The following is a 24,043-nucleotide window of genomic DNA, read 5'->3' on the forward strand; positions in this document are numbered from 1 at the left end:
CCCCGCACCACCACGCGCACCGGCGCACCGAGGAGAACCCCCATGAAGTGGAAGACGCCCACGGCGGTCCTCGCGGCCGCCTCCCTCGCGATGGTCGCCGCACCGTCCGCCTTCGCGGCGACGACGGACTGCACGACCGAGCTCGGCAACACGACGATCGCGGGCGACCTGAACGTCGCCGCCGGCGAGACCTGCGTGCTGGGCAACGTCGTCGTGCAGGGCTCGATCACCGTCGGCGACGACGCCTGGCTCGACGCCACCTCGGCGACGATCGAGGGCGACGTCATCGGCACGGACGCCTACGGCATCTCGATCGACGGCACCAGCGTCGGCGGCGACGTCGTGTCGTTCTCCGAGGGCTCGCGCGCCGGCTTCCTCTACCTCCGCGACCTCACCGTCGCGGGCATGGTCGAGGCGGGCGGGATCGACGTCGAGCTCAGCGACGTCTCGGTCGACGGCTCGGTCAGCACCGACGCGGCGAACTACGTCGACGTGGCGCGAACCAGCGTCGGCGGCGACGCGACCTTCGCCGGGAGCGACTTCGGCGTGAGCGTCGGCGGCGCGATCGTCGGCGGCTCGCTCACGGTCAGCGGATCCTCGCGCGGCGTGCTCCTCGGCGCGAACGAGGACGGCTCCGCGGCTGCGCTCGGCAACACCGTCGGCGGGAACCTCGTGCTCTCGGGCAACTCCGGCAACGTCCAGCTCGCGGGCTCGACGGTCGGCGGGCGCATCTCCCTGGCCGAGAACGCTCCGGCGGTGAACTTCGGCGCGGGCAACACCGCGGCCGGGGTCGACGGGGACTTCACCGGGACGGCCGCGGGCGCCGCGGCGGAGGGCGACCAGGCGGTCGCCGTCATCGTGCCGGACGCGCGCGAGGGCGAGCTGACCTGGAGCCTCGAGGGCACCAGCAACCTGGTGAACCTCGGTGTCGCCGAGGAGCAGGGCGACCACTTCGCCGCCTCGGGCGAGCTCGTGCCGGTCCGCGTGACCGACTCGCGCCTGTCCGGACCGGAATGGTCGGTGACCGCTCAGATCAGCGACTTCCGTGCCGGCGACCAGACGGTCTCGGGCAAGTACCTCGGCTGGACCCCGAAGGTCCTGGAGAACGAGGGCGGTGCCGTCGCCGGTGCCCCCGTCGTCTCCGGGTTCGTCTCGGGCGAGGGCCTGTCCACCGCTCGCGTCCTCGGCTCCGCCGCGGCCGGGCACCCGACCGGATCCTCGGTCCTCGGCGCCGACCTCGACCTGCAGCTCCCGCTGTCGGTCGGAACCGGCACCTACACGGCCACGCTGACGCTCACGGCGCTCGGCTAGCCACCCCCGGGCGACCGGCCTCCTCGCGGGGGCCGGTCGCCCCCTCCCTCTCTCCTCCTCCGCGAGATGCCACTTGTGCACGCTCTCCACGGCGTGTCGCGTGCACAACTGGCATCTCGCGGAGGCCACCCCCCTCGAAAGGCTGGACGATGATGTTCCGCTCCACACTCCGCTCGCTCGGTGTCCTGCTCGTCGTCGGGATCGGGGCCGCTGTTCTGCCGGCGCAGGCCCTCGCGGAGACGGCGAGCTCGCCGGTGACCTGGGGGGTGCGGCCCGCCGACACCGAGCAGGGCAGCGACCGGCCGAACTACGCCTACGCGCTCGAGCCGGGCGGGCAGCTGAGCGACGCGCTGATCGTCTCCAACTACGACGACGAGGACCAGACCTTCCGCGTCTACGGCTCCGACGGCTTCCTCACCGAGGCGGGGCAGCTCGACCTGCTGCCGGCCGCCGAGCCGTCCACCCAGCTGGGCAGCTGGATCTCGTTCGAGGCCCCGGACGTCGTCGTCCCCGCGGGTGAGAGCGTGCAGATCCCGTTCCAGCTCGAGGTGCCGGCCGACGCCGTGCCGGGCGACTACGCCGCCGGCGTCGTCTCCTCGATCCTCGTCCAGGGCGAGACCGGGGTCTCGGTCGACCGCCGCCTCGGCTCGCGGATGTACCTCCGCGTCGGCGGCGACCTCGCCCCGCGTCTCTCGGTCGACGGCCTCGCCGTCTCGTACCAGGGCGAGTGGAACCCCTTCGCTCCCGGCACGACCACCATCGACTACACGGTCACCAACGCGGGCAACACGCGCCTCGCCCCGGGCGCCGAGCTGGCGGTCTCCGGCCTCTTCGGTCTCGGCAGCGTCGCCGCGACCGATCCGGAGCCGCTGCCCGAGCTGCTCCCGGGCAGCTCGACCAGCCGGAGCGTCACCGTCGCCGGGGTCTGGCCGCTGTTCGTCGCGACCGCCCGGATCGCCCTGACCGGCTCCGTCGTCACCGCCGACGTCGCGGGCCAGGCCGCCGACCCGGCCGCCGTGCCCGAGGTCGCCGCCGTCTCGTCCGAGGCCTCGACCGCGGCCGTGCCGTGGAGCGCGCTGGTGCTGCTGGCGCTGCTGATCGGGCTGATCGTGCTGGCGGTCGTGCGCCGCCGCCGCCGCGCCGCGGGCGAGCAGCGGCGTATCGACGCCGCGGTCGCCGCCGCAGTGGCGGGCGCCTCGACGACCGGCGCCTCCGAGACTCGGCGAGATGCCACTTCTGGCGAGGATGCGCGGCGTGTCGAGCTCACAAGTGGCATCTCGCGGGAAGCGACGGACCCGTCCGCGACGGACCCGTCCGCGACCGACCCGTCCGCGACCGACCGTGCGGGGGTGCGCTCCTGACCTCCGTCGTCGCCGGGGCGTCAGTGCTCGGCGGGGCGTCAGTCGCCGGCGAGGCTCTGCTCGCGGAGCTGCTCGAGGAACGCGTCGACGTTGCTCGGGCCGAGGAGGTGCTGCCGCAGCATCAGCGCCGCGCCGCGGACGCCGCCGCTGCCGCCGAGCTCCGCGGTCACGACGTGCAGGCGCTGTGTCGCCAGCGGGAGGGAGCGCCGGTCGACGACCTCGCGCACCCCGGCCAGGATCTCCGGAGCGGCGAGCGCGACGCTGCCGCCGAGCACGATGACCGACGGGTTCAGCAGGCTCACGCAGGTGGCCAGGACCTCGCCGATCTGGAGGCCCGCGATGCGCGCCGCCTCGATCGCCTCGGGGTCGCGGTCGCGCAGGAGCGCCAGCAGATCGCGGACCGAGTGCACGTCGCGCCCCGCCTCGGCCAGCGCGCGCACCAGGGCGCCGCCGCTCGCCAGTGCTTCGAGGTCGCCGTCGCGGCCGTCCGCCGCCTCCGGAGCGGTGCGCGGCATCTGCACGTGACCGAGATCGCCGGCCGCGCCGAGCGCGCCGCGCTGCAGGACGCCGCCCGAGACGATGCCCGAGCCGATGCCGGTGCTGATCTTCACGAAGATCAGGTCCTGCGCGTGCGGGAAGCGCGAGGCGCGCTCGCCCAGGGCCAGCAGGTTCACGTCGTTGTCGACGAGCACCGTGGTGTCGACGCGGCGGCGGATGTAGCCGGGGATGTCGAAGCCGTCCCAGCCGGGCATGATCGGCGGGCGCACCGGGCGGCCGCTCGCGTGCTCGACGGGTCCGGGGACGCCGAGGCCGAAGCCGGCCAGCGCCTCGGGCGCCAGGTGCGCGTCGGCGAGGATCTCGTCGCAGACGTCGAGCGCGTGGTCGAGCACCCGGATCGGGCCCTGCGCGATGTCGAGCTCCTCGCGCCGCTCGACGACGATGCGGCCGTCGAAGTCGGTCAGCGCGATCGTCGAGTGCGTCGCGCCGAGGTCGATGGTCAGGAACGCGCGGACCGACGGGTCGAAGACCAGGCGTGCCGACGGGCGGCCGCCGGTCGACGGCGCCCGGTCGAGGTGCGTGATCAGCCCGAGCTCGAAGAACAGGTCGAGCCGCGTCATCACGGCCGTGCGGGCGAGGCCCGTCTCCTCGACCAGCTCCGCCCGGGTGCGCGGACGGCCGTCGGCGAAGAGCCGCAGCAGGTCGCCGGTCTGCGAGCCGGCCCGCACGCCCACGCTCAGCGCCCGCCGTCGGTGCACGCGCCGTCCGGGCGACGGCGCGCGGCGGCTCGGGGGGACGGGTCGCGGCTCGGCACACCTGAGGAAAGCAGTCGCCGCGAGGTGACGCAATCTCGACGCGCGAGGAGACCCCGAATGACACACCCACGAACGACCTCCCCACGAACGACACCCACCGACAGGAGAGAACGATGACCTCGTCCGACAGCACCACCGGCACCACCCGCACCACCACCGCCGACCGCGCCCCGCAGCAGGAGCGCATCGGCCTCTGGCTGATCGGAGCCCGCGGCAGCGTCGCCACCACGGCCGCCGTCGGCCTGCACGCGATCGCCTCGGGCGCCGCGCCCAGCAACGGCTGCGCCACCGCGACCCCCGCCTTCGAGGACGTCCCGCTCGCCGGCTTCGACGCGATCGTGATCGGCGGGCACGACGTCTCGTCGACCCCGCTGCTCGAGAAGGCGATGGGCCTGGCGGCCGGCGGGATGTTCCCGACCTCCGTCGTCGCCGAGGTCGCCGACCGGCTCGACGCGACCGACAGCGAGATCCGCCGCTCCTTCGGCGTCGAGGGCGGCTCGCAGCAGGACGAGATCGACCGCCAGGCGGCCGACATCGTCGAGTTCCGCGAGCGGCACGCGCTGGCCCGGGTCGTCGTGATCGACGTCGCCTCGACCGAGGTGCTGCCGAAGGACCGCCCCGAGTTCCACGACCTCGCCGCCCTGCGCGCGGCCCTCGCCCGCCCCGGCGAGACGGTGCTGCCGCCGAGCTCGATCAGCGCGCTCGCCGCGGTGACCGCCGGCTCGCCCTACGTCTGCTTCACCCCCTCCACGGCGCTGGCGCTGCCCGCGCTCGAGGAGTGGGCCGCGGAGGCGGGGATCCCGATCGCGGGTCAGGACGGCAAGACCGGGGAGACCCTGCTCCGCAGCGTGCTCGCGCCGATGTTCACGGCGCGCGGGATGCGCGTGCTGTCCTGGGCGGGCGCGAACCTGCTCGGCGGCGGCGACGGCCAGACCCTCGCCGACCCGGAGGCGGTGCGCTCGAAGCTGGTCTCGAAGAACCGGGGCCTCCGGAGCCTGCTCGGCGACGAGGTCGTCACTCCGCTGCACATCGACAACGTGCCGGACCTCGGCGACGTGAAGACGGCGTGGGACCACGTGCACGCCGAGGGCTTCCTCGGCTCGCGGATCACGGTGCAGACCATCTGGTCGGCCTACGACTCGGCGCTCGCCGCGCCGCTGATCCTGGACCTGGCGCGGCTGATGTCGCTCGCCGACGCGGCCGGGATCTCGGGCCCCGTCGCCGAGCTGGGCTTCTTCTTCAAGGACCCGTGGGGGAGCGACGTGCACGGCTTCGCGGAGCAGACCGCCGAGCTGGTCGCCTGGTCGGCGCGCACCGGGGCGGCCGTCGCCCAGCGCTCGCTCGTGGCGGTCGGACCGATCCGCCATGGCTGAGCTGCGCGACTGGCTCGAGCTCGTGCGCGCCAAGGCGGCGCTCTCGGTGCTCGGCGACACGGTGGCCGGAGCGGCGTGGGCGGGCCGGGAGACCGGCGCGCGCACGGTCGCGCTGCCGCTCGCGTCCGCGCTCCTCTACTCCGCGGGCATGGCGCTCAACGACTACGCCGACGCGGAGCTCGACGCGGAGGAGCGGCCGGAGCGGCCGATCCCGTCGGGGCGGATCCGGCGCGGCGCCGCGCTCGGGCTGGCCGCCGGGCTGACCGGGGCGGGGATCGCGGTCGCGGCGCTGGTGGACGGGCGCCGCTCGCTCCTGCTGAGCGTGCCGCTCGCGGCGAGCATCTGGTCGTACGACCTGCTGGCCAAGCCGACTCCGCTCGGGCCCGTCGTGATGGCGGCCTGCCGCGGGCTCGACGTGCTGCTCGGCGCGGGAGCGTCCGGCGTGCGCGCGGCGGCGCCGGCCTCGGCAGCGGTCGCGGCGCACACCCTCGGCGTCACCGTGCTCTCGCGCGGCGAGGTGCACGGCACCCGGCCGGCGATCGCGGGAGCGGCGGCCACCGGCACGGCCGCGCTCGCGCTCGCGCTGGGGTCGGGGCGGTCCGGGCGAAGGGCGGCCCGGCGATCGGGGCGGTGGTCGGAGTCGCGATCGCCCGCTGGCTCGCGCTCGTGCTGGTGCCGCAGCTGCGGGCCGTGCGGACGCCCGACGCGGCCTCGGCCCGGACGGCCACCCGCTCGGGCATCGCGGGGATGGTCCCGCTGCAGGCGGTGCTCGCCGGGCTGCGGCGGCCGGAGCTCGGCGCGGTCCTGCTCGGTCTGGACGTGCTCGGCGCGGTCGCGCTGCGGCGCCCGAGGGTCTCGGCGGACATCACATGAGCGACCTGCACACGACTGACAGCCCCGTCCTGGGCTACGGCACCAACGGCTTCGCCGACCACACCCTCGACGACGCCCTGACGGTGCTGCACGCCGCCGGCTACCGGGCGGTGGCGCTGACCCTCGGGACCCCGCACCTCGATCCGTTCGCCGACGACGTCCGCGAGCGCACCCTCGCCCTGCGCGCACGGCTCGACGAGCTGGGCTTCCGCGTGGTGATCGAGACCGGGGCGCGCTACCTCCTCGACCCGTTCGCGAAGCACCGGCCGACGCTGGTCGACGAGGAGGCCGGGCCGCGCCTGGCGTTCCTGCACCGCGCGATCGAGATCGCCGCGCTGCTCGGCGCCGACGCCGTCTCGCTCTGGTCGGGGGTGCTGCCCGACGGCGTCGACCGCGCCCGCGGCTGGCGGCTCCTGGTCGAGCGGATGCGCGGCGTCGTCGCCGAGGCCGAGCGCTACGGCGTGCGGCTCGGCTTCGAGCCGGAGCCCGGCATGCTCGTCGAGACCGTCGCCGACGCGCTGCTGCTGCGGCGGGAGCTCGGCGACCCCGAGGCGTTCGGACTCACCGTCGACCTCGGCCACTGCGTGGTGGTCGAGCCGGACGGCGTCGTCGGTGCCCTCCGCAGCGCCGCCGGCCTGCTGGTGAACGTGCAGGTCGACGACATGCTGCCCGAGCGGCACGAGCACCTCGAGCTCGGCACCGGCGTGCTCGATCTCGCGACCGCCTTCGCGACGCTCGAGGAGATCGGCTACCGCGGGATCGCCGCGGTGGAGCTGCCGCGGCACTCGCACGACGCGCCGCGCCTCGCGGTCGCGAGTCTCGCGGCGATGCGGGCGGCGATGCGGGCGGCGATCCGGACCCGGGGGACAGGGGCGGAGTCGCCGCAGCACCCGTGGACCGCCGACGCCTGCGCCGTCCTGCGCGAGCAGCCGCGGCGCATCGAGCGCTGCTTCCCGGCCGCGGGTCGGGAGGCGGGACGCGCGCCGCTGCGCCCGGACGCGGATCCGCAGGGCCTCGTGCACGGCACCCAGGACGACGCGGCGCGCTCGGCGCTGCTCGCGGCCGCCGCCTCCGCGCTCGACGACGAGGACCTGGCCGCCCTGCTGCTCCGCCTCTACCGGGGTGGCGACGACGCCGAGCGCCGCGGCGTGCTGGTCGGGGCACGCGCTGACCGCCGCCGGCCGTGCGGGGGAGCCGGTCGCCGCGGCAGGGCGCGAGCTGGTCGCGGACGCCCTGCGCGCCAACGACACCCGCCTGGTCGCCGCGGCGATGGGCCGCTTCACCGAGGAGCATCTCGACGCCCACGCCTGGCGGCACGGCGTGCTCAAGCTCGTCTTCTGCGGCATCCCGCTCGCGGCCGTCTCCGGTCTCGAGCGGCGGAGCGACCCCGAGCTCGCCGCGATGGCCGGCCGCTTCGCCGACGAGCGCCGCGCCGCCGGCCGCGCCGTCCCGGACGATCTGGCGGTGCTCCTGCCGAGCTGAGACTCCGCCGCCCCGACGACACGACGCCGGTTCTGCACAGAACACCAGACCCCTCACGAGAAAGGCGCGACGATGCGCATCTTCGACCCGCACATCCACATGACCTCCCGCACCACCGACGACTACCAGGCGATGCACGACGCCGGGGTCCGCGCCGTGGTCGAGCCGTCGTTCTGGCTCGGCCAGCCGCGCACTAGCGTCGGCTCCTTCACCGACTACTTCGACGCCCTGATCGGCTGGGAGCGCTTCCGCGCCGCGCAGTACGGGATCCGGCACCACTGCACGATCGGGCTGAACCCCAAGGAGGCGAACGACCCGCGCTGCCGCGAGGTGCTGCCCGAGCTCGACCGCTACCTCGCCAAGGACGGCGTCGTCGCGGTCGGCGAGACCGGCTACGACTCGCTCACGGCGGAGGAGGACGCGGTGTTCCGCCACCAGCTGGAGCTCGCGAAGGATCACGGCCTGCCCGTGCTCGTGCACACCCCGCACCGCGACAAGGCGGCGGGCACGCAGCAGACGCTCGACGTCGTCGCCGAGTCCGGGATCGACGCCGGCCTCGTCGTCGTCGACCATCTCAACGAGACCACCGTCGACCTCGTCCTCGGCTCCGGCTGCTGGCTGGGCTTCTCCATCTACCCGGACACCAAGATGGACGAGACCCGCCTGGTGACGCTCGTCGAGCGGATCGGCCTGGACCGCGTGCTGGTCAACTCCGCCGCCGACTGGGGCCGCTCGGATCCGCTGACCACCGCGAAGACCGGGCACCTGCTGCTCGTCGCCGGCTTCAGCGCCGACGAGGTCGACCGGCTGCTCTGGCAGAACCCGATCGACTTCTACGGGCAGAGCGGACGGCTGAACCTCGACCCCATCCCGGGCTTCGACGCGGTCGACGCGATGGGCCGCAGCTTCGAGGGCAACTCGATCCTCCGGGGCGCGCCGCGCGTGGCGGAGGTCGTCTGATGCACCTCTCCTACTGCACCAACGTCCACCCGGCCGAGGACCTCGAGGGCGTCGTCCGCCAGCTCGACGTCTACGCCGGGCCGGCCCGCGCCGCCGCGGGGCTCGAGACCGTGGGAGTGGGGCTGTGGATCCCGCGCGATCTCGCCGCCCGGCTCGTCGCCAGCCGCGAGGACCGCGCCGTGCTGCGTGCCGCGCTCGAGCGCAACGGCCTCGAGGTGCGGACGCTGAACGCGTTCCCCTACGCCGCGTTCCACGCCGAGGTGGTCAAGCTCGACGTCTACCGGCCCGACTGGACGACGCCCGAGCGCCTCGCCTACACGATCGACTGCGCGCGGATCCTCGCCGATCTGCTGCCCCCGGGCGCCGACGGCAGCATCTCCACGCTGCCGCTGGGCTGGCGCGAGGGCTGGGGCGCGGAGCAGGACGCGGCCGCGGTCCGGCAGCTCGCGCTGCTGGTCGCCGAGCTGCGCGAGCTGCGCCGCTCGACCGGCCACGCGATCCGCCTGGCGATCGAGCCCGAGCCCGGCTGCATCCTCGACACGGTCGACGACGTCGTGGACTGGCTGCACCCGCGCATCGGTCTCGTCGATCCGGCCTACGTCGGCGTCTGCCTCGACACCTGCCACCTCGCGGTGTCGTTCGCCGACCCCGCCGCGGCGGTCCGGCGGATCCGCGACGCGGGACTGCGCGTGGTCAAGGTCCAGGCCTCGGCCGCGCTGCACGTCGCGGACCCGGCGGACCCGGCCGCCCGCGCCGCCGTCGGGGCCTTCGTGGAGAAGCGCTACCTGCACCAGACCCGCGAGAACGGCGCGGGCGGGGTGCTCCGCGTCGACGACCTGCCCGAGGCGCTCGACACGCTGCCCGGCGCGGGGCCCTGGCGCGTGCACTTCCACGTGCCGCTGCACCACCGGCCGGCCGCGCCGCTGTCGGCGACCACCGCGGTGCTGGCCGAGGCGGTCTCCGCGGTCGACGCCGCCTGGCCGTACGACGAGATCCACCTCGACGTCGAGACCTACACCTGGGCGGTGCTCGCGGACGCACCGAGCGACCTGTCGGTCGGCATCGGCGCGGAGCTGGCCTGGGCGGCGGAGCACCTGCTGACGCCCGTCGCGCGCGCCGCGGTGCTGGAGGCGGGCGCCGCTCCTGTCGCGGTCGCCGCTGTCCCGGTCGCTGCCCTCCTCGCCGAGGAGGTCGCGCTGTGACGCCGGTGCTGCTGCTCGACGTGGTCGGCCTGACCGCGACGGCGCTCGCCGACATGCCGCGACTGTCCCGGCTCGCCCGGGCCGGCGGGCAGCTGCCGCTCGACACGATCCTCCCGGCCGTCACCTGCAGCGTGCAGTCCTCGATGCTCACCGGCACGCTGCCGGCGCAGCACGGGATCGTCGGCAACGGCTGGTACTTCCGCGACCTCGGCGAGGTGCACCTCTGGCGCCAGCACAACCGCCTGGTGACGGGGGAGAAGGTCTGGGAGACGGCCCGCCGGCTGTCCGACGGCGACCCGTACCGCGCCGCCAACATCGGCTGGTGGTACGCGATGGGGGCGACGACCGACGTCACCGTGACGCCGCGGCCGATCTACCACGCCGACGGCCGCAAGTCGCCGGACGCCTACGTCCGCCCGCCGGCGCTGCACGACGAGCTGGTCGGGAAGCTGGGCGCCTTCCCGCTGTTCCAGTACTGGGGGCCGACCGCGTCGCTGCGCTCCACGCAGTGGATGGTGGACGCGACCCGGCACGTGCTCGCCGGCGACGGCTCCGGCCCGCCGCAGCTCACCACGGCCTACCTGCCGCACCTCGACTACGACCTGCAGCGCTTCGGGCCGGACTCGCCCGAGGCGCGGCGGGCGGCGTCCGAGCTCGACGTGGTGCTCGCGCCGCTGCTCGACGACGCGGAGGCGCTCGGCGCGTCGGTCGTGGTCGTGGCGGAGTACGGGATCGCGGCGGCGGACACCCCCGTCGACGTCAACCGGGCGCTGCGGCGCGCGGGCCTGCTCGAGGTGTACGTGCAGGACGGCCGCGAGCAGCTGGACCCGTGGACCTCGCGCGCCTTCGCGGTCGCGGACCACCAGATCGCGCACGTCTACGTGCCGGACGCCGCGGACCTGCCGCGGGTGCGCGCGCTGCTCGAGGCGCTGGCCGGGGTGGACGAGGTGCTGGACCGGGAGGCGCAGGCCCGGTACGGCCTCGACCACGAGCGCTCGGGCGAGCTGGTGCTGGTGGCGCGGCCAGGGGCGTGGTTCACCTACTACTACTGGCTCGACGACGATCGCGCGCCGGACTTCGCGCGCGGCGTCGACATCCACCGCAAGCCCGGCTACGACCCGGCGGAGCTGTTCTTCGACCCCGCCGACAGGCTGGTGAAGGCGAAGGCAGCCGGCAATCTCGCGAAGAAGGCCCTGGGCCTGCGCTACGCGATGAACCTCGTGCCGCTGGACGCGTCGCTGGTGCGCGGCACGCACGGGCGGTTGCCGGTGTCGGCGGCGGACACGCCGCTCGTGCTGACCTCGGACGCCGACCTGCTGCCGTCCGGCGCCGCGTCGCTGCCGGTGACGGCGGTGCGCGACCTGGTGCTGGCGGCGCACGGCCCGGCGCTGGCGCGCGCGGCAGCGACGGCCCGGGCCTGAGCGGGGCCGAGCTCGGGGCGGCTCCGAGTGGACGCGAAACGGGCTCAGCCGCGCCGGCAGCACCCGTCCCGCGTCCACTCGCGCGGCTCGCGCGACGCGAGTGGACGCGCGGTGGGATCTGCGGAAGCGACAGGCCCGCGCCGACGCGGGCCCCGTGCTCGGCGATCGCGGCCGTGGCCTCCTCGACGCTCAGCCGCACCGCCGCCGACGGCTCGAGGCCGACGGTGCGCACGAGCTGCGTCATCAGCGAGAGCGGGAGGCCGCCGGACGGGTGAGCCGCGGGGCCACCCCGATCCGGCAGGACGCCGTGCTGCACGCAGGCCCAGAAGACGGGCGACTCGACCCAGAGCTGACTGCGCAGGATCTCGGCCCAGATGCTACGCGCCGTAGGTGGTGCGGTTCACCGGCTTCGAGATCCGGGTCCGGAGGATGCGCCCGTCGTGCAACGGCAGCTCGAAGGTCTTGTGGTGGCGGACGGGCTTTCCGGGCGCGCCGCGCACGAGCGTCCACTCCTCGGTGAGGCAGAAGTCGTCGTGATGCTCGCGCGTCGGCGCGGGATGCCTGCTCACGGTGCCTACTCGTCCGTGCCGAGGAGCCACGCGGTCAGCTGCGCGTCGTCCGACAGCTCCACGAGCTGGACGAGCCCCAGTTCTCCGCGTGGTTCGGCGCGGTCAGCAGGTGATCCTGCCAGTCCTCCGCGTACTCGCGGAGCGCGAGCACCATGTCGGCGACGAGTGCCTCGTAGTCCTCGTCCTCCACGGCGATCGCCGGGTCGGCCATGATCATCGCGAAGACGCCGTCCTCCTCGAGCACGCGGACCTCGGCGGCGACCGTCCGGGCGAGCAACCTGCGGTAGCGCGTCGCGTCGACGACGGCCACCGAGTCGCCGTCGCGGCGCACGGTGACGCTGCTGCCGCGGACCGCCCCGTCGATGACGCGCTTGAAGCTGGTACGCGCGCTGCTGGTGGTGTCGTAGTGCTGAGCGCCGAGGGGAGTCATCGTCCGATCATCGACCGGGCCATCGAGTACGTCGAGTACGCGAGGTACTCGGCGCGGTGTGTCGCGGAGAAGACGCGCGCTGCGCGGTGGGGTGCTCGAGGACATCCGTCGATCTCCGCGGGCCGGGTCTCCCGCCTCAAGAAGACGGCGCTCCGAGGCGGCTTCGGCGTACCGCGGTCAGTCTGCTGGGCCGGGATCGGCGCCGTCGAGGTCCGCGAGGTCGAGGACGAAGCGGTAGCGGACGTCGTTCGCGGCGAGGCGGTCGAGCGCCGTCTGCACCTGCGCGGAGGGCAGCACCTCGACGTCCGCGGTGATGCCGTGCTCGCCGCAGAAGGCGAGGAGCTCGCGGGTGCTGCGGGTGCCGCCGCTGCCGCCGGAGGTCAGGCTCTTGCGGCCGATCAGCAGGTCGGTCACGTCGACGGTGACCGGCGCGAGCATCCCGAGGACGCTCAGCGCGCCGTCGAGGGCGAGGACGTCCAGGTACGGCGCGAGGTCGTGCGGGGCCGAGACCGTGTCGAGGACGAGGTCGAGGAGCCCGCGCTGCGCGGCCATCGCCTCCTCGTCGCGGGAGACGACGACCCGGGTGGCACCGAGTGCGAGGGCGTCGGCGGTCTTCGACGCGGAGGTCGTGAAGACCGTCACCTCGGCGCCGAGCGCCCGGGCGAGCTTCACCGCGAGGTGACCGAGTCCGCCCAGTCCGACGACGCCGACCCGCGAGCCGGGGCCGACGGAGTGCGCGCGCAGTGGCTCCCAGACGGTGACGCCCGCGCAGAGCAGGGGAGCGACGGCCGCCGGGTCGAGGCCGGCCGGCAGCGGGTGGGCGAAGCGGTCGCGGACGACGTACTCGCGCGAGAACGCGCCGTGCGTGGTGCTGCCGTCCTGCCGGTCCGTGCCGCCGTAGCTCAGGGTCGGGAACTCGCGGCAGAAGTTCTCCTGCTCGGCCGCGCACATGTCGCAGGTGCCGCAGGAGTCGACGATGTTCCCGACCGCGACGGGGTCGCCGACCGAGAAGGCCGTGACGGTGGAGCCGACGGCGAGCACCGTGCCGACGAACTCGTGACCCGGGACGAGCGGTCCGGCGGAGTCGGCGGAGTGGGCCCTGAGGGCGTGCAGATCGCTGTGGCAGACGCCGCAGTAGTCGACGCGGACCGAGACGTCGTCGGGGCGGAGGGCGCGTCGCTCGATGACGGCCGGGGCGAGGCCGCCCTCGGCGGTGGCCGCGTAGGCGGGGGTGCTGGTCATCGACTGCTCTTCTCTACTAACCGGTTTGTTTATTCGACGCTAGCATTCGCCGGCGGCGGAGAACAGACCGGTCGGTAGTCTCGAGGCATGGGAGCGACACCGGCCACCGGCAAGGGCGAGGCGACGCGCGCGCGGATCATGACGGCGGCGACCGCCGAGTTCGCCCGCTACGGCATCGCCGGTGCGCGGGTGGACCGCATCGCGGCCGAGGCCCGCAGCAACAAGGCGCAGCTGTACTCCTACTTCACCAGCAAGGAGCTGCTCTTCGACGCGGTCTTCGAGGCGTCGCTCGACCGGATCGTCGACGTCGTGCCGATCGACCCGACCGATCTCGGCGACTGGGCCGTCCGCCTCTACGACGAGTACCTGCGCCGCCCCGACCTCATCCGGCTCGCCACCTGGGCGCGCCTCGAGCGCCGCCCGGCCGGCCACCTCGTCGCCGACGACGAGGCGCGCGTGCGCGAGGAGGGCAAGCTCGAGGCGATCCGGGCCGCTCAGGCCGACGGCACGGTGGGCGTCGCGGCCGACCCGTTCGATGTGATGGCGCTGGTCATCGCGATGTCGATGGCCTGGTCGCCGGTGAGCAACGTCTACGCCGCCTCGGCGGAGGAGGCCGCGTCGGAGCACGAGCGCCGGCGCGCGCTGCTCCGTGAGGCGGTCGGGCGCGCGTTCCCGCCCGCCTGAGCGGCGCGGGCGGCGTCAGACGGTGGCGACGCGCGCGGTGCCGGTGCGACGGGCGGCGGTGAGGCGGAGCAGGAGCGTCGCCACGAGAACGACGGCCGCGGCGATCAGCGCGGCGGTCCCGGCGGGGACGGAGACGAGCTCGCCCGAGAAGCGCCCGACCGCGACCCAGACGAGCCCCCAGCAGAGCGACAGCATCGGAGCGATCCGGCCGCGGCCGGTGACGGCGATCAGCACGCCGATCAGTGCGGCGACGAGCAGGACGACGACCGCCCAGGGTGCGGCGCCGGGTCCGTCGGCGCTGCCGATGCCGGCACCGACGAGGCCGGCCGTGACGTTGGCGACGGTCGCGACGCAGACCCAGCCGAGGTAGAGGCCGAAGGTGCCGTCGGTGAGGACCGCGTCGACGCCGCCGCCGGTGCGGGTGCTGCGCAGGAGCACGAAGATCCGCGCGAGCACGGCGAGGAGCAGCGCGATCACCACGACGCTGAGCGCGAGCAGTCCGGCCTGCACGACCAGGATCCACGCCGCGTTCAGCAGCAGGCTCGCGGCGGCCCAGTAGCCGAGCCGGCGGTGGCGGGTGCGGGTGGTCTGCGACGGCAGGAACTGCCAGATCGCGTAGCCGAGGAGGCCGGCGTAGATGACGCTCCAGATCGCGAAGGCGGGACCGTCGGGGGCGACCGGCGTCGAGGAGGCGGACAGCGCACCGCCGGCGGCGTCCTGGATCTGCGTGCCGCCCGCGGCTCCCGAGCCGAGGAAGGAGCCGACGATCGCGAGCACGGCGCTGACGGCGACGGTCGACTGCCGGATCCGGTCCGCGCGGGTGGGGGATGTCGTGGCGGTCATGTCGCTCCTCGATTAGTCAGCTGGCTGAGTAATGAGCGTAGCGTGCCGGGCGGTACCGGCGTACGCGGCTTCCGGGCGCCGACCGGGCCGCTCGAGCAGCGCGCGCAGCGACTCCATCGAGCGGAGGGGGCGCCTTCAGCGCCGGCGCAGGGCGGGGAAGAGGCAGACGTCTTCGGGTGGGCGGGTCTCGACACGCCCCGTCGGGGCTGTTCGACCAGCAGGGTCTGCGGGTGTCCCTTCGAAGAGGATCCAGGTTCTGCCGGGGCAGGGTCTCGATACGCGCTGCGCGCTACTCGACCAGCATGGAGGGGCGCACGCCGAGAAGCGCTGCGTGCGCTGCGTGCGCTGCGTGCGCTGCGTGCGCTGCTGGCGCTGCATGCTGATCGAGTAGCCCGCGGAGCGGGCGTATCGAGATCCACCGGTCAGAACGGTGCCGGCGCGTCGACGAAGTGCGGCCGCGGCGGCGGCTCGGGGGGCCGCCCGGGCAGTGGGGGCGGCCGGTTGCTGATCCGCCGGCCGGTGGGGCTCGTCCACACGATCGTCCCGTCGTCGACCTGGTCGTAGGTCCACTGGTCGCCGTGCCGCAGATGGTGGTGCGAGGTGCAGAGCGAGACGAGGTTCTCGAGGGAGGTTTCGCCGCCGTTGCGCCACTCGAGGGTGTGGTCGGCCTCGCTGGTGCTGGCGGGCCGGGTGCAGCCGGCGAAGCGGCAGGTCTGATCCCGAAGCTGCAGGTGCAGGCGCATCTGCGGCGGCGGGACCCGGTGGGTGCGGCCCACGGAGACGACCGCGCCGGTCTCCGGATCGGTGAGGACGCGGGTGAAGGAGGCGGCGGTGCGGATCAGCTCGCGAGCGATCTCGGCGGACACGGGTCCGTAGCCGTCGAGGTCCGCGGGCGCGTCGTCGAGACCGACCGCGGTGGAGGCGGCGAGGGTCAATCGGACCTCGGCGCGGATACCGGGGACGAACGTCGGGTCGGGCCGGTGCTCTTCGTTCGGCGTGGTTCCGGCGATGTCGCCGTCGCAGAGCAGGTCGACGGCGGCGTCGGCGCTGAGCTGCTGGAGGGTGCGGGGGTCGCCGTCGTCGCGGAGCGTGCGCGCGATGCGGCGGAGGCGGTCGTAAGCGCCCGTCACCGCCGGCGCGGGAGCGTGGACGCAGAGGGTCGCCATCCCGTCGACGTCCGCGGTGACCCAGACGGCGCGGTCCAGCGCGGCGCGGGCGTGGCGCTCGGCGAGGGGCTGCTCGTGCAGCTCCTCGCGCCAGCGGCTGAGGGCGCGGCGCAGCTGCGTGGTCGTCATCGTGAGCGCGGCGTCGGCAGCGCACTCGTCGAGTGCCGCGCGGGAGGCTTCCGGGAGGCTGCTCGCGGTTCTGCAGATCGCCTCGCCGACCTCCCAGAGGATTCGTGCGTCCCTCAGCAGGGCGCGGGTGAGGGGAAGGTGCTCCATCAGCATCTGCGCGGTCTCGAGGCGGCGCGAGACTTCCCACTCGGAGACGCCGAGCGTGACCGCGAGCTCGGCGCGGATGGAGCGCTGGACGAGGTCACGGGTCTCGCTCCGGGTCGCACCGCGGGCGAATGATTCCGGAACGGTGAGCGCGACGCGGTAGCCGCGGTGGATGCGTTCCGCGGCTCTCAGGCGCGTCGGGGATGCGGCGCGCTCGTCGGCCGCGGCGTCTGTGAAGCAGTCGCGCACCTCCGCGAGTGCTGCCGCATTCTCATCTTCTGACATACGCGTATTGAAGCAGGGACCACCGACAGCCGGGTCGGAACCATGGGCTGATCGGGGACAACGCCGTCAGATCGCGAGTGTGGAGGAGGCTTGTTCCCGAACCTGTCAGTGATGGTGGGTCTCTATACGCCGCCGGAGGCGGCTACTCGACCAGCATGCATGGGCCGCCGCAGGCGGCTGCTCGACCCGCACGAAGCTCACGACACGCATCGCGGCTGCGGACGGCGACCCCCTGCTGATCGAGTAGCCCGCGCAGCGGGCGTATCGAGATCCACCCTGTCAGAACGGGAGTCTGCAGACGCGACCCGCTGACGACAGCGGGTCTCGATACGCCGCCGGAGGCGGCTACTCGGCCGGCATGGAGGGGCCGCTGCTCGACCGGCGTGAACGCGGCGTGTCGAGCACTCGAGCAGCACCACGCGCCGAGCCTCTAGCGTTGCCGTGTGCCCCTCCGTCCGCTGCCGCGCCCCCGCCCGTGAGCGCGCTCGTCGCGCGGCTCGAGCGGCGGCAGATCGGCGTCTACCTCGGCGCGATCGCCGCCGGCGCGGCGCTCGGGCTGCTGCTGCCCGCCGCGCGGCACCTGGAGGGCGCGATCGAGCCGATGCTCGGGCTGCTGCTGTTCGCGACGTTCCTCGGCGTGCCCTTCGCGGCGCTCGGCCGCTCGCTGCGGGACGTCCGCTTCCTCGCCGCAGTCGGGGTCCTGAACTTCGTCGTCGTCCCGGTCGTCGCGTACGGCCTGTCGCGCGTCGTCGCCGAGAGCCCGGCGCTGCTCTTCGGCGTGCTGCTGGTGCTGCTGACGCCCTGCATCGACTACGTGATCGTCTTCGCCGGTCTCGCGGGCGGCGCCGCCGACCGGCTGCTCGCCGCGGCGCCGCTGCTGATGCTCGCGCAGCTCCTGCTCCTTCCCCTCTCCTTGCTGCTCTTCCTCGGTCCGGAGGGCGTCGCCGTCGTCGAGATCGCCCCGTTCGCGCGCGCGTTCCTGCTGCTGATCGTCCTGCCGCTCGCCGCCGCCGCGCTCGTGCAGGCGCTCGGCCGCCGGCACCGCGCGGGGCGGGTCGTCGAGTCGACGATGCTCGGACTGATGGTCCCGCTGATGGCGGCGACCCTGCTCGTCGTCGTCGCCTCGCAGATCGGGGCGGTCGGGGCCGCCGCCGGGAGGCTGCTCGTCCTCGTCCCCCTCTACACGGCGTTCCTCGCGCTGATGGTCGCGGCCGGTCTCGGCGTCGCCCGGCTCTTCCGGCTGGACGTCCCCGTGACCCGGGCGCTCGTGTTCAGCGGGGCGACGCGCAACTCCCTCGTGGTGCTGCCGCTCGCGCTCGCGCTCCCCGCGCCGCTCGCGCTCGCGCCCGTCGTCGTCGTGACGCAGACCCTGGTCGAGCTGATCGGCATGGTCGTGCTTGTGCGGCTGCTCCCGCGCCTCGTCCCACCCGCGCCCGCCCCGTGCGCGCCCACGCCTCCCGCGCCCGCGCCGCGCGCGCCCACCCCCGAGTAGGGCCCGGCGCCCGGATCCGCTTCCCCGGGCGCACGGCGCCGAACTACGCTCGGCGGCGCCCCCCCTCGAGAGGATCCCGTCGTGCCCGGCTCCGCCCCGCCCTGCTCCGCCGCGCCCCTCGCGCGCCGCACCCTCGTCGGAGCGGCGTGGGCCGCTCCGGTCGTCGCGCTCGCCGTCTCCGCACCGACCGCCGCGGCCAGCGGGATGCTGCCGCCGCTCGGCGCCCGCGCCGACGGCCCCGTGGAGTACGCGCCGTCGTCCTCGACCGAGTACCGCGTCTTCGTGACCAACACCGGCTCCACCCCGCTCCCGGGCGGGTCCGTGATCGCCGTCCTCCAGGATCCGGGCGACGGCTACGCGTTCGACGGCTACAACGGTCAGCAGTGGAGCTACGCGTACGGGTTCCCCGAGGGGCGGGTCGCCCTCCGCTACGATCCGGCGCTCGCGCCCGGCGAGGAGTCCGTCGTCCTCTTCCTGCTCATCGCCAACGCCGATCGCACGCAGAGCCCGGTCCCCGTGGCGGACCTGGTCATCACCGCGCCGGGCTTCGACGCCACGGTGCTGCCGCTGACGGTCCCGTACTGATCGGCCGCCGCGCGTCCGCCGGACGGGCGGCGCCCCGCCGCGGCGAGTGCCGTCGATCGCACAAGATCAGGATTCTCCAGTCGGGCCGCTCCGATCAGCAAGGGTCTGGTCTCCTCGTCCGAGCACGGTCAGATCGCGTTCACCGTCCCCGGCATGGCGGGCTGCGTCGAAGGGAACCGCGAGGAGCTCGACGACGCCCGCAGGCCCGGCGTCCGACGCGTCAGCCGGCCGAGCAGATGCTCACGCTCTGCTCGACCGACGCCGAGTTCTTGGATCCGGTGCCGACGGTGCCGTCGATGAGCTCGACCATCGCGGCCAGCCCGTACCGGACGGTGGAGGAGAGCGTGGTGATCAGCGACACGGTCGCGCCCGCGGTCAGCGGGCTGGTGAGAACCGCCACCCGCGCGGTGCCGCTGAGGACCTCGATCGAGGCGATCTCGGGGGTCGCGCGGAAGGTGCCGATGTTCGCGACCCCTCTGCCGGTGATGATGATCCTCGTGCCGGCGGGCAGATCGCCGCTGCCTGCGGTGAGAGTGAAGCCGGGGCCGCGGATGCCGGGGACGGCGCAGCGGCCGGCCAGCACGAAGGCTCCGACATCCCCGGCGGAGGCGGCGGCGGCCGGGGTGCCGACTGCGACTGCGACGACGGGAACGGTCCAGGCCGCGGCGGTGACGGAGCGGCGCGAGAGGCCGCGCGAAGCGGTGACGGGTGCGGAATCGGTGTCGGTCAAGGCGGCCCTCTCGGTCGGTGGCGGGACGGGAGGCGCCGCGTCGATCATCGCAGCGTCCGCGGGCGGAGCGCGGCTCGCCGCTGGCCCCCGAGTAGGGCGAGTGTGCGAGGCTGCCCGGATGGCATCGGAGCAGGACGGCCCCCCGCGGTTCGCCGACCCGCGCCGGCTGGGCGCGGTCGTCGGCCTGGCCGGCGCGGTCGTCTTCGCCTTCTCCTCCTCGCCCGCGGAGCCGGTCGCGCTCATCGCCCGTGTCCTCGTCGCCGCGACCGTCGCTGCCGCGCTCTGGTTCCTCTTCGTCCGGCCGCGCCCGCTCGGGCCCTTCGTGCCGCCGAAGCCCTCGCGGCTCGCCGTCTACGGCGCCTGCGTCGTCGCCGAGTTCGCGCTCATCGCCGTCGGCAGCCGCGCTCTCGAGGCGGCGGGTCGCGGCGAGCTGAGGTCCGCGCTCATCGCGCTCGTCGTCGGGCTCCACTTCCTGCCGTTCGCGTGGGCGTTCTCCGAGCGGATGTTCGCGCTGCTCGGCGGTGCGCTGGTCGTGCTCGGCGGCCTCGGCCTGCTCGTCGGCGGCAACGACGCGGCTGTGCTGGCCGCGGTCGCGTCGGGAGTCGCGATGGCGCTGATCCTGCTCGCGTACGCCCTCGGCGCCTTCGCCCCGAGGCACTGACCGCCGCTCGTCTCCTCACCGTCTGAGATCTCTCTCATAGACTCGAGCGCAGTGCCCGGATGAACGTCTCGCTCCTCCGGTTCGTACCCCCTGCGACGGGCCGCTTTGCCGGTCGGGACAGGAGGCGCCGATGGCACTCGCGGCGCTGACGATGCCGGCGGCCACCAGGCCGGCGGCCACCAGGCGACGAGGGGACCGCACCGCGATGACGCAGCCCGACCCGCGGCCGACGCCCCGGCCCGCCGCCCCGCTCGACCTGGTCGCGGCGTTCGACGAGCACGGGTCCGCCCTGCTCGGCTTCGCCGTCAACGCGCTGCGCGACCGCGGTCTCGCGGAGGACTGCGTGCAGGAGACGTTCCTGCGCGCCTGGCGCTCGCGCGAGCGCTACGCCGCGGAGCGCGCGAGCCCGCGCACCTGGCTGTTCGCGATCGCCCGCAACGTGATCGTCGACGCGCACCGCTCCGTCCAGCGGCTGCCGCGGATCGTGCCGGCCGAGGTGCTCGAGGACGTCGCCGGCGAGGACGTCGATCCGCTCGAGCCGCTGATGATGGTCGAGGCGCTCGCCCGCCTCTCGCCCGAGCACCGCCAGGTGGTCGTCGCGATCCACCTCCGCGGCGAGAGCTACGCCGAGGTGTCCGCGGCGACCGGAGTCGCGGTCGCGACGCTCCGGACCCGCACGTTCTACGCTCTCAAGGCGCTCCGCACGCATCTCGCGGGGCCCGATTCGACCCCGGAGGACCGATCGTGACTGGTGCTGACGGACGCGGTGCTGACGGACGCGGTGCCGACGGTCGCGGTGCCGACGGACGCGGTGCCGACGGCGAGGGCGGGCGCCGCGAGGAGCTGATCGCCGCGGCCCTCGCCGGCGAGCTGTCGGACGGGGAGGCCGCCGAGCTCGACCGGCTGCGGGCGGCGGACCCGAGCGTGGACGAGGAGCTGGCCTCCTTCGGCGCCGTGCTCTCCGGGCTGGGCGGGGTCGGCCGTTGGGAGGAGCCCGAGCCCTCGGCGGACCTGCGCGCGCGGGTGGCGGCGCTCGCCGGACCGGCGCTGGTGGCGGTCCCGAGGGCCCGGGGCGAGGAGCCGCGGAGTGCGCCGGCCCGGCCCGCGCGCGGTCGCCGGATCGCGCTCGGGGTGACGGCGGCCGCCGCCTGCGTCGCGATCGGGGCGTTCGGCGGTCTCGCCCTGCAGTCGCTCGGCGACCGTCCCCCCGAGGGCGGGCCGGGCACGCTCGGCGCCGTCGAGCCGATCGCCTTCGCCGAGGACTCGGCCCTCGAGATCGACGCCGAGCTCGTCGCGCACACCTGGGGCACCGAGACGATCCTGCGCGGCAGCGGCTTCGCCGTCGGCGAGAGCTACGAGGTCGTCCTCGTCACCGAGACCGGCGTGCGGCTGCCCTCCGGCTCGTTCCTCGGGAGCGAGGCCTCCCTCGACTGCGCGATGAACGCGGCCGTGCTGCGCGCCTCCGTCGCCTCGATCGAGATCACCGACGAGAGCGGCGGCGCCGTCGCGGTCGCCGAGCTGCCGGTCGTCGAGAGCTGACGGGCCAGGCGGCGATCGGTCCGCCGGCTCAGCGCCGCGGCGCCGGCACCAGCCGGGTCAGCCGGCCGATCAGCCACTCCACGGGGCCGCGGCCGACGAAGCGCCACCACAGCACCGCGACCGCCCAGACCCCCAGCACCAGGAGGAGGGCGGCGCCGGGGGTGTCGACGACGTAGCCGAGGCCCCGGGCCGCGAAGGCGGCCACGACCGCGACCTGCAGCAGGTACACCGAGAGCGCGAGCGAGCCGACGGCGCGGAACGGCGTGAGCACCGCCGCGATCACCGCGCTCGCCGGCCGCCGCCGGACGGTCGCGAGCAGCACGACGGCGACGTCCGCGGCGAGCACCAGGCCGAGGTCGTGCAGCGTGTCCGGGTAGCTGCCGGACACGGAGTCGAGGCCGACCAGCCGCTCGAGCACCGGCCGCACCGGGTACGCGAGCACGGCGACGACGGCGAGCACTGCGAGCAGGCGGTCGCGCCGGAAGCCGTGCCGCAGCAGCAGCGCGCCGAGCAGGAAGAAGGGGAGCAGATTCGTCAGCCGGTAGTGCGGATCGACGAAGCTCCACTGCAGCACGAGGCCCACCGGCGTCCGCGCGTAGAGGACCGTCGGATCCGCGCCCGCCGCGACCGCCGCGTTCAGCGGGGCGCCCGCCACCAGCACGACGGCCGCGGCGAGCGCGACGAGGCGGCTGCGCAGGAGCAGGATCGGCGTCCCGAGCGCGAGGGTGAGCCCGAGGTGCGGCAGCACGATCGCGATCCAGCTGCCCCAGCCGCCCAGCCAGACGCCGAGCGCGACGAGCACCGCCCCGCGGATCAGGTTCTGCACGACCACGCGCCCACCGGACGCGCCGGGCCGCGCGAGCACCAGCGCGGCGGACATCCCCATCACCAGCGCGAACAGGGGCGACGCGAGGTCGTTGACGTTCGCCGCCGCGAAGCCGATCGCCCCGCCGCGCAGGCTCGGCACGAGCGGCAGCGCGTGCGCGATCAGCATCGCCACGATCGCGATCCCGCGCAGGACGTCGGGCACGAGGACCCGGTCCGGCTGCAGCCGCGGGGCGGTCGGGGCGGCGCGCGAGACGGTCGTGGTCGCATCCATGGGGGAGAGGCTACGGCGTGGCCGCCCGCGCCCGCGCGCCGTCGCGCGCCGGGTCGCCCCCCACCGCCGCGCGACGCTCGCGGCGCGTCCGTGCCCGCGTCCGTCGCCTCTCCGGCTCGTGGAACGCGGCCGGGCTCGCGGGATCCTGCGGCTTCCGCGTGCCGGGGCGGTTCCTGCGAGCCCGGACCGATCGCGCGCGACGAGCGGGTGCGGGCGGCATGCTGGAGGGATGACCGACGCCATCACGCCCGCCGCGCCGTCCGAGCGCCGCGCCCGCCCGCCCCGCCCGCAGCTCGTCCTGACCGTCCTGCGCACCGAGCGGCTCACCGAGCACTTCGTGCGCGTGCACCTCGGCGGCGAGGGCTTCGACGCCTTCGTCGCGGCGGCGGATCCCGACCGGCTCGCCGCGACCGACCGCTACGTCAAGCTGCTGCTCGCCCCGCCCGGCGTCGCCCTCGAGCCGCCGCACGACCTCGACGCCCTGCGCGCCCGCCTCGCCCCCGAGGAGCTCCCGGTGCGCCGGACCTACACGATCCGCTCCGTCGACCTCGAGGCGCGCAGCCTCGCCATCGACTTCGTCCTGCACGGCGACGAGGGAGTGGCCGGACCGTGGGCCGCTTCCGCGCGCCCCGGCGATCGGCTCGAGATGTCGGCGCCCGGCGGCGCCTGGGCGCCCCGCGCCGACGCCGCGAACCTGCTGCTCGGCGACGAGTCGGCGCTGCCGGCGATCGCCGCGGCGCTGGAGTCCATGCCCGCCGGCGCCCGCGGCACCGCCCTGATCGAGGTGCACGGCGCCGAGGACGAGCTGCCGCTGACCGTCCCCGCGGGCGTCGAGGTGCGCTGGCTGCACCGCGGTGACGAGGAGGCGGGGCAGGCCCTGACCGCCGCCGTCGCGGAGCTGACCCGCCCGGACGGCGCCGTCGAGGTCTTCGCCCACGGCGAGCGGACGGCGATGAAGCGGCTCCGCGCGATCCTCCAGGACGACTGGGGCGTCGAGCGCGCGGCGCTCTCGCTCTCGGCCTACTGGGCGCTCGGCCGTGCCGAGGACCGCTTCCAGGCCGAGAAGCGCGAGCCGGTCGGCGCGATCTTCGCCGACTGACGGCGGTCGGGAGAACGACGGAGGGCCCCTGCACTGCGCAGGGGCCCTCC

At 74.9% G+C, this 24,043-nt stretch carries 23 protein-coding genes and 1 pseudogene; 16 read left to right on the forward strand and 8 right to left on the reverse strand.

The annotated features are described in order from the left end of the window. Positions 1-42 precede the first annotated feature (42 nt). Positions 43-1,311 carry a hypothetical protein gene (locus GTU73_RS03155; protein ID WP_160086904.1) on the forward strand — a complete coding sequence of 423 codons (1,269 nt, stop codon included), beginning with the start codon at positions 43-45 and terminating at the stop codon, positions 1,309-1,311. A 149-nt stretch (positions 1,312-1,460) separates the two neighbouring features. After that, entirely contained in the window at positions 1,461-2,672 is a 1,212-nt protein-coding gene (locus GTU73_RS03160) for a hypothetical protein (protein WP_160086906.1), read from the forward strand. A 38-nt stretch (positions 2,673-2,710) separates the two neighbouring features. Here GTU73_RS03160 and GTU73_RS03165 read toward each other — a convergent pair whose 3' ends face one another. Then, the gene (locus GTU73_RS03165) at positions 2,711-3,928 is read right to left on the reverse strand and encodes an ROK family protein (protein WP_244231752.1); all 1,218 of its coding nucleotides are present in this window, start codon (positions 3,926-3,928) and stop codon (positions 2,711-2,713) included. Between the two features lie 170 nt (positions 3,929-4,098). Between GTU73_RS03165 and GTU73_RS03170 the strand changes: the two genes are divergently transcribed. The 7 genes and pseudogenes from GTU73_RS03170 (at position 4,099) to GTU73_RS03195 (ending at position 11,296) form a co-directional block, all read left to right on the forward strand. After that, positions 4,099-5,358, forward strand: coding sequence for an inositol-3-phosphate synthase (locus GTU73_RS03170; RefSeq protein ID WP_160086908.1), 1,260 nt, complete (start codon positions 4,099-4,101; stop codon positions 5,356-5,358). Beyond that, a pseudogene (locus GTU73_RS19205) lies at positions 5,351-5,920 on the forward strand (SCO3242 family prenyltransferase); the annotation flags it as partial. The gene GTU73_RS03170 and the pseudogene GTU73_RS19205, both read left to right, overlap by 8 nt. Positions 5,921-5,988: 68 nt before the next feature. Then, positions 5,989-6,231, forward strand: coding sequence for a hypothetical protein (locus tag GTU73_RS19210; RefSeq protein WP_244231917.1), 243 nt, complete (start codon positions 5,989-5,991; stop codon positions 6,229-6,231). Beyond that, positions 6,228-7,910 (forward strand): sugar phosphate isomerase/epimerase family protein, encoded by a 1,683-nt coding sequence (locus GTU73_RS19215; protein ID WP_244231753.1) that lies wholly within the window; start codon positions 6,228-6,230, stop codon positions 7,908-7,910. The genes GTU73_RS19210 and GTU73_RS19215 overlap by 4 nt, the downstream gene beginning before the upstream one ends. Then, entirely contained in the window at positions 7,846-8,673 is an 828-nt protein-coding gene (locus tag GTU73_RS03185) for a TatD family hydrolase (protein ID WP_244231891.1), read from the forward strand. Before GTU73_RS19215 ends, GTU73_RS03185 begins: the two co-directional genes overlap by 65 nt. Next, positions 8,673-9,875 (forward strand): metabolite traffic protein EboE, encoded by a 1,203-nt coding sequence (gene eboE, locus GTU73_RS03190; RefSeq protein WP_160086914.1) that lies wholly within the window; start codon positions 8,673-8,675, stop codon positions 9,873-9,875. Before GTU73_RS03185 ends, eboE begins: the two co-directional genes overlap by 1 nt. After that, the gene (locus tag GTU73_RS03195; RefSeq protein ID WP_160086916.1) at positions 9,872-11,296 is read left to right on the forward strand and encodes a nucleotide pyrophosphatase/phosphodiesterase family protein; all 1,425 of its coding nucleotides are present in this window, start codon (positions 9,872-9,874) and stop codon (positions 11,294-11,296) included. Before eboE ends, GTU73_RS03195 begins: the two co-directional genes overlap by 4 nt. 377 nt (positions 11,297-11,673) lie before the next feature. Here GTU73_RS03195 and GTU73_RS03200 read toward each other — a convergent pair whose 3' ends face one another. The 3 genes from GTU73_RS03200 to GTU73_RS03210 form a co-directional block, all read right to left on the reverse strand. Beyond that, the gene (locus tag GTU73_RS03200) at positions 11,674-11,865 is read right to left on the reverse strand and encodes a hypothetical protein (RefSeq protein WP_160086918.1); all 192 of its coding nucleotides are present in this window, start codon (positions 11,863-11,865) and stop codon (positions 11,674-11,676) included. Positions 11,866-11,899: 34 nt separating this feature from the next. After that, on the reverse strand, positions 11,900-12,295 hold the full coding sequence (locus tag GTU73_RS03205; RefSeq protein WP_160086920.1) for a prevent-host-death protein: 396 nt from the start codon (positions 12,293-12,295) through the stop codon (positions 11,900-11,902). A 177-nt stretch (positions 12,296-12,472) separates the two neighbouring features. Then, positions 12,473-13,537, reverse strand: coding sequence for an NAD(P)-dependent alcohol dehydrogenase (locus tag GTU73_RS03210; RefSeq protein ID WP_160086922.1), 1,065 nt, complete (start codon positions 13,535-13,537; stop codon positions 12,473-12,475). Positions 13,538-13,624: 87 nt separating this feature from the next. Here GTU73_RS03210 and GTU73_RS03215 point away from each other — a divergent pair, with 87 nt between their 5' ends. Beyond that, a complete protein-coding gene (locus tag GTU73_RS03215; protein ID WP_160086924.1) occupies positions 13,625-14,221 on the forward strand; it encodes a TetR family transcriptional regulator in 597 nt (198 codons plus the stop codon). 15 nt (positions 14,222-14,236) lie between these two features. Here GTU73_RS03215 and GTU73_RS03220 read toward each other — a convergent pair whose 3' ends face one another. After that, on the reverse strand, positions 14,237-15,064 hold the full coding sequence (locus GTU73_RS03220; RefSeq protein WP_160086926.1) for a tryptophan-rich sensory protein: 828 nt from the start codon (positions 15,062-15,064) through the stop codon (positions 14,237-14,239). 422 nt (positions 15,065-15,486) lie between these two features. Further along, the gene (locus tag GTU73_RS03225) at positions 15,487-16,788 is read right to left on the reverse strand and encodes an HNH endonuclease signature motif containing protein (RefSeq protein WP_160086928.1); all 1,302 of its coding nucleotides are present in this window, start codon (positions 16,786-16,788) and stop codon (positions 15,487-15,489) included. Between the two features lie 475 nt (positions 16,789-17,263). On the opposite strand from GTU73_RS03225, the gene GTU73_RS03230 reads away from it, so the two are divergent. Then, positions 17,264-18,280, forward strand: a complete 1,017-nt coding sequence (locus tag GTU73_RS03230) for a bile acid:sodium symporter (protein ID WP_244231754.1) — start codon at positions 17,264-17,266, stop codon at positions 18,278-18,280. Positions 18,281-18,361: 81 nt separating this feature from the next. Then, positions 18,362-18,865 carry a hypothetical protein gene (locus tag GTU73_RS03235; RefSeq protein ID WP_160086932.1) on the forward strand — a complete coding sequence of 168 codons (504 nt, stop codon included), beginning with the start codon at positions 18,362-18,364 and terminating at the stop codon, positions 18,863-18,865. Between the two features lie 220 nt (positions 18,866-19,085). Here GTU73_RS03235 and GTU73_RS03240 read toward each other — a convergent pair whose 3' ends face one another. Then, entirely contained in the window at positions 19,086-19,595 is a 510-nt protein-coding gene (locus tag GTU73_RS03240) for a hypothetical protein (protein WP_160086934.1), read from the reverse strand. Between the two features lie 118 nt (positions 19,596-19,713). Here GTU73_RS03240 and GTU73_RS03245 point away from each other — a divergent pair, with 118 nt between their 5' ends. From GTU73_RS03245 to GTU73_RS03255, 3 genes are all read left to right on the forward strand, one after another. After that, positions 19,714-20,256, forward strand: coding sequence for a hypothetical protein (locus tag GTU73_RS03245; RefSeq protein ID WP_160086936.1), 543 nt, complete (start codon positions 19,714-19,716; stop codon positions 20,254-20,256). A gap of 205 nt (positions 20,257-20,461) precedes the next feature. Continuing rightward, positions 20,462-21,004, forward strand: a complete 543-nt coding sequence (locus tag GTU73_RS03250; RefSeq protein WP_160086938.1) for a sigma-70 family RNA polymerase sigma factor — start codon at positions 20,462-20,464, stop codon at positions 21,002-21,004. Then, complete coding sequence (locus GTU73_RS03255) at positions 21,001-21,795, forward strand: hypothetical protein (protein ID WP_160086940.1); 795 nt, start codon at positions 21,001-21,003, stop codon at positions 21,793-21,795. Before GTU73_RS03250 ends, GTU73_RS03255 begins: the two co-directional genes overlap by 4 nt. Positions 21,796-21,823: 28 nt before the next feature. On the opposite strand, the gene GTU73_RS03260 is transcribed toward GTU73_RS03255, so the two are convergent. Continuing rightward, the gene (locus GTU73_RS03260) at positions 21,824-22,894 is read right to left on the reverse strand and encodes a DUF418 domain-containing protein (RefSeq protein ID WP_160086942.1); all 1,071 of its coding nucleotides are present in this window, start codon (positions 22,892-22,894) and stop codon (positions 21,824-21,826) included. A 229-nt stretch (positions 22,895-23,123) separates the two neighbouring features. Here GTU73_RS03260 and GTU73_RS03265 point away from each other — a divergent pair, with 229 nt between their 5' ends. Next, the gene (locus GTU73_RS03265) at positions 23,124-23,993 is read left to right on the forward strand and encodes a siderophore-interacting protein (RefSeq protein WP_160086944.1); all 870 of its coding nucleotides are present in this window, start codon (positions 23,124-23,126) and stop codon (positions 23,991-23,993) included. Positions 23,994-24,043 lie beyond the last annotated feature (50 nt).

The sequence above is a fragment of the Rathayibacter sp. VKM Ac-2804 genome, from assembly GCF_009866655.1.
Lineage (GTDB): Bacteria > Actinomycetota > Actinomycetes > Actinomycetales > Microbacteriaceae > Rathayibacter.

Bases quoted from the DNA above. Each gene is read 5' to 3' on its own strand.
- GTU73_RS03225 (WP_160086928.1), bottom strand. From the start codon at position 16,788: ATGTCAGAAGATGAGAATGCGGCAGCACTCGCGGAGGTGCGCGACTGC.
- eboE (WP_160086914.1), top strand. From the start codon at position 8,673: ATGCACCTCTCCTACTGCACCAACGTCCACCCGGCCGAGGACCTCGAG.
- GTU73_RS03260 (WP_160086942.1), bottom strand. From the start codon at position 22,894: ATGGATGCGACCACGACCGTCTCGCGCGCCGCCCCGACCGCCCCGCGG.
- GTU73_RS19215 (WP_244231753.1), top strand. From the start codon at position 6,228: ATGAGCGACCTGCACACGACTGACAGCCCCGTCCTGGGCTACGGCACC.
- GTU73_RS03185 (WP_244231891.1), top strand. From the start codon at position 7,846: ATGCACGACGCCGGGGTCCGCGCCGTGGTCGAGCCGTCGTTCTGGCTC.
- GTU73_RS03205 (WP_160086920.1), bottom strand. From the start codon at position 12,295: ATGACTCCCCTCGGCGCTCAGCACTACGACACCACCAGCAGCGCGCGT.
- GTU73_RS03220 (WP_160086926.1), bottom strand. From the start codon at position 15,064: ATGACCGCCACGACATCCCCCACCCGCGCGGACCGGATCCGGCAGTCG.
- GTU73_RS03210 (WP_160086922.1), bottom strand. From the start codon at position 13,537: ATGACCAGCACCCCCGCCTACGCGGCCACCGCCGAGGGCGGCCTCGCC.
- GTU73_RS03160 (WP_160086906.1), top strand. From the start codon at position 1,461: ATGATGTTCCGCTCCACACTCCGCTCGCTCGGTGTCCTGCTCGTCGTC.
- GTU73_RS03170 (WP_160086908.1), top strand. From the start codon at position 4,099: ATGACCTCGTCCGACAGCACCACCGGCACCACCCGCACCACCACCGCC.
- GTU73_RS03155 (WP_160086904.1), top strand. From the start codon at position 43: ATGAAGTGGAAGACGCCCACGGCGGTCCTCGCGGCCGCCTCCCTCGCG.
- GTU73_RS03265 (WP_160086944.1), top strand. From the start codon at position 23,124: ATGACCGACGCCATCACGCCCGCCGCGCCGTCCGAGCGCCGCGCCCGC.
- GTU73_RS03215 (WP_160086924.1), top strand. From the start codon at position 13,625: ATGGGAGCGACACCGGCCACCGGCAAGGGCGAGGCGACGCGCGCGCGG.
- GTU73_RS03245 (WP_160086936.1), top strand. From the start codon at position 19,714: ATGGCATCGGAGCAGGACGGCCCCCCGCGGTTCGCCGACCCGCGCCGG.
- GTU73_RS03250 (WP_160086938.1), top strand. From the start codon at position 20,462: ATGACGCAGCCCGACCCGCGGCCGACGCCCCGGCCCGCCGCCCCGCTC.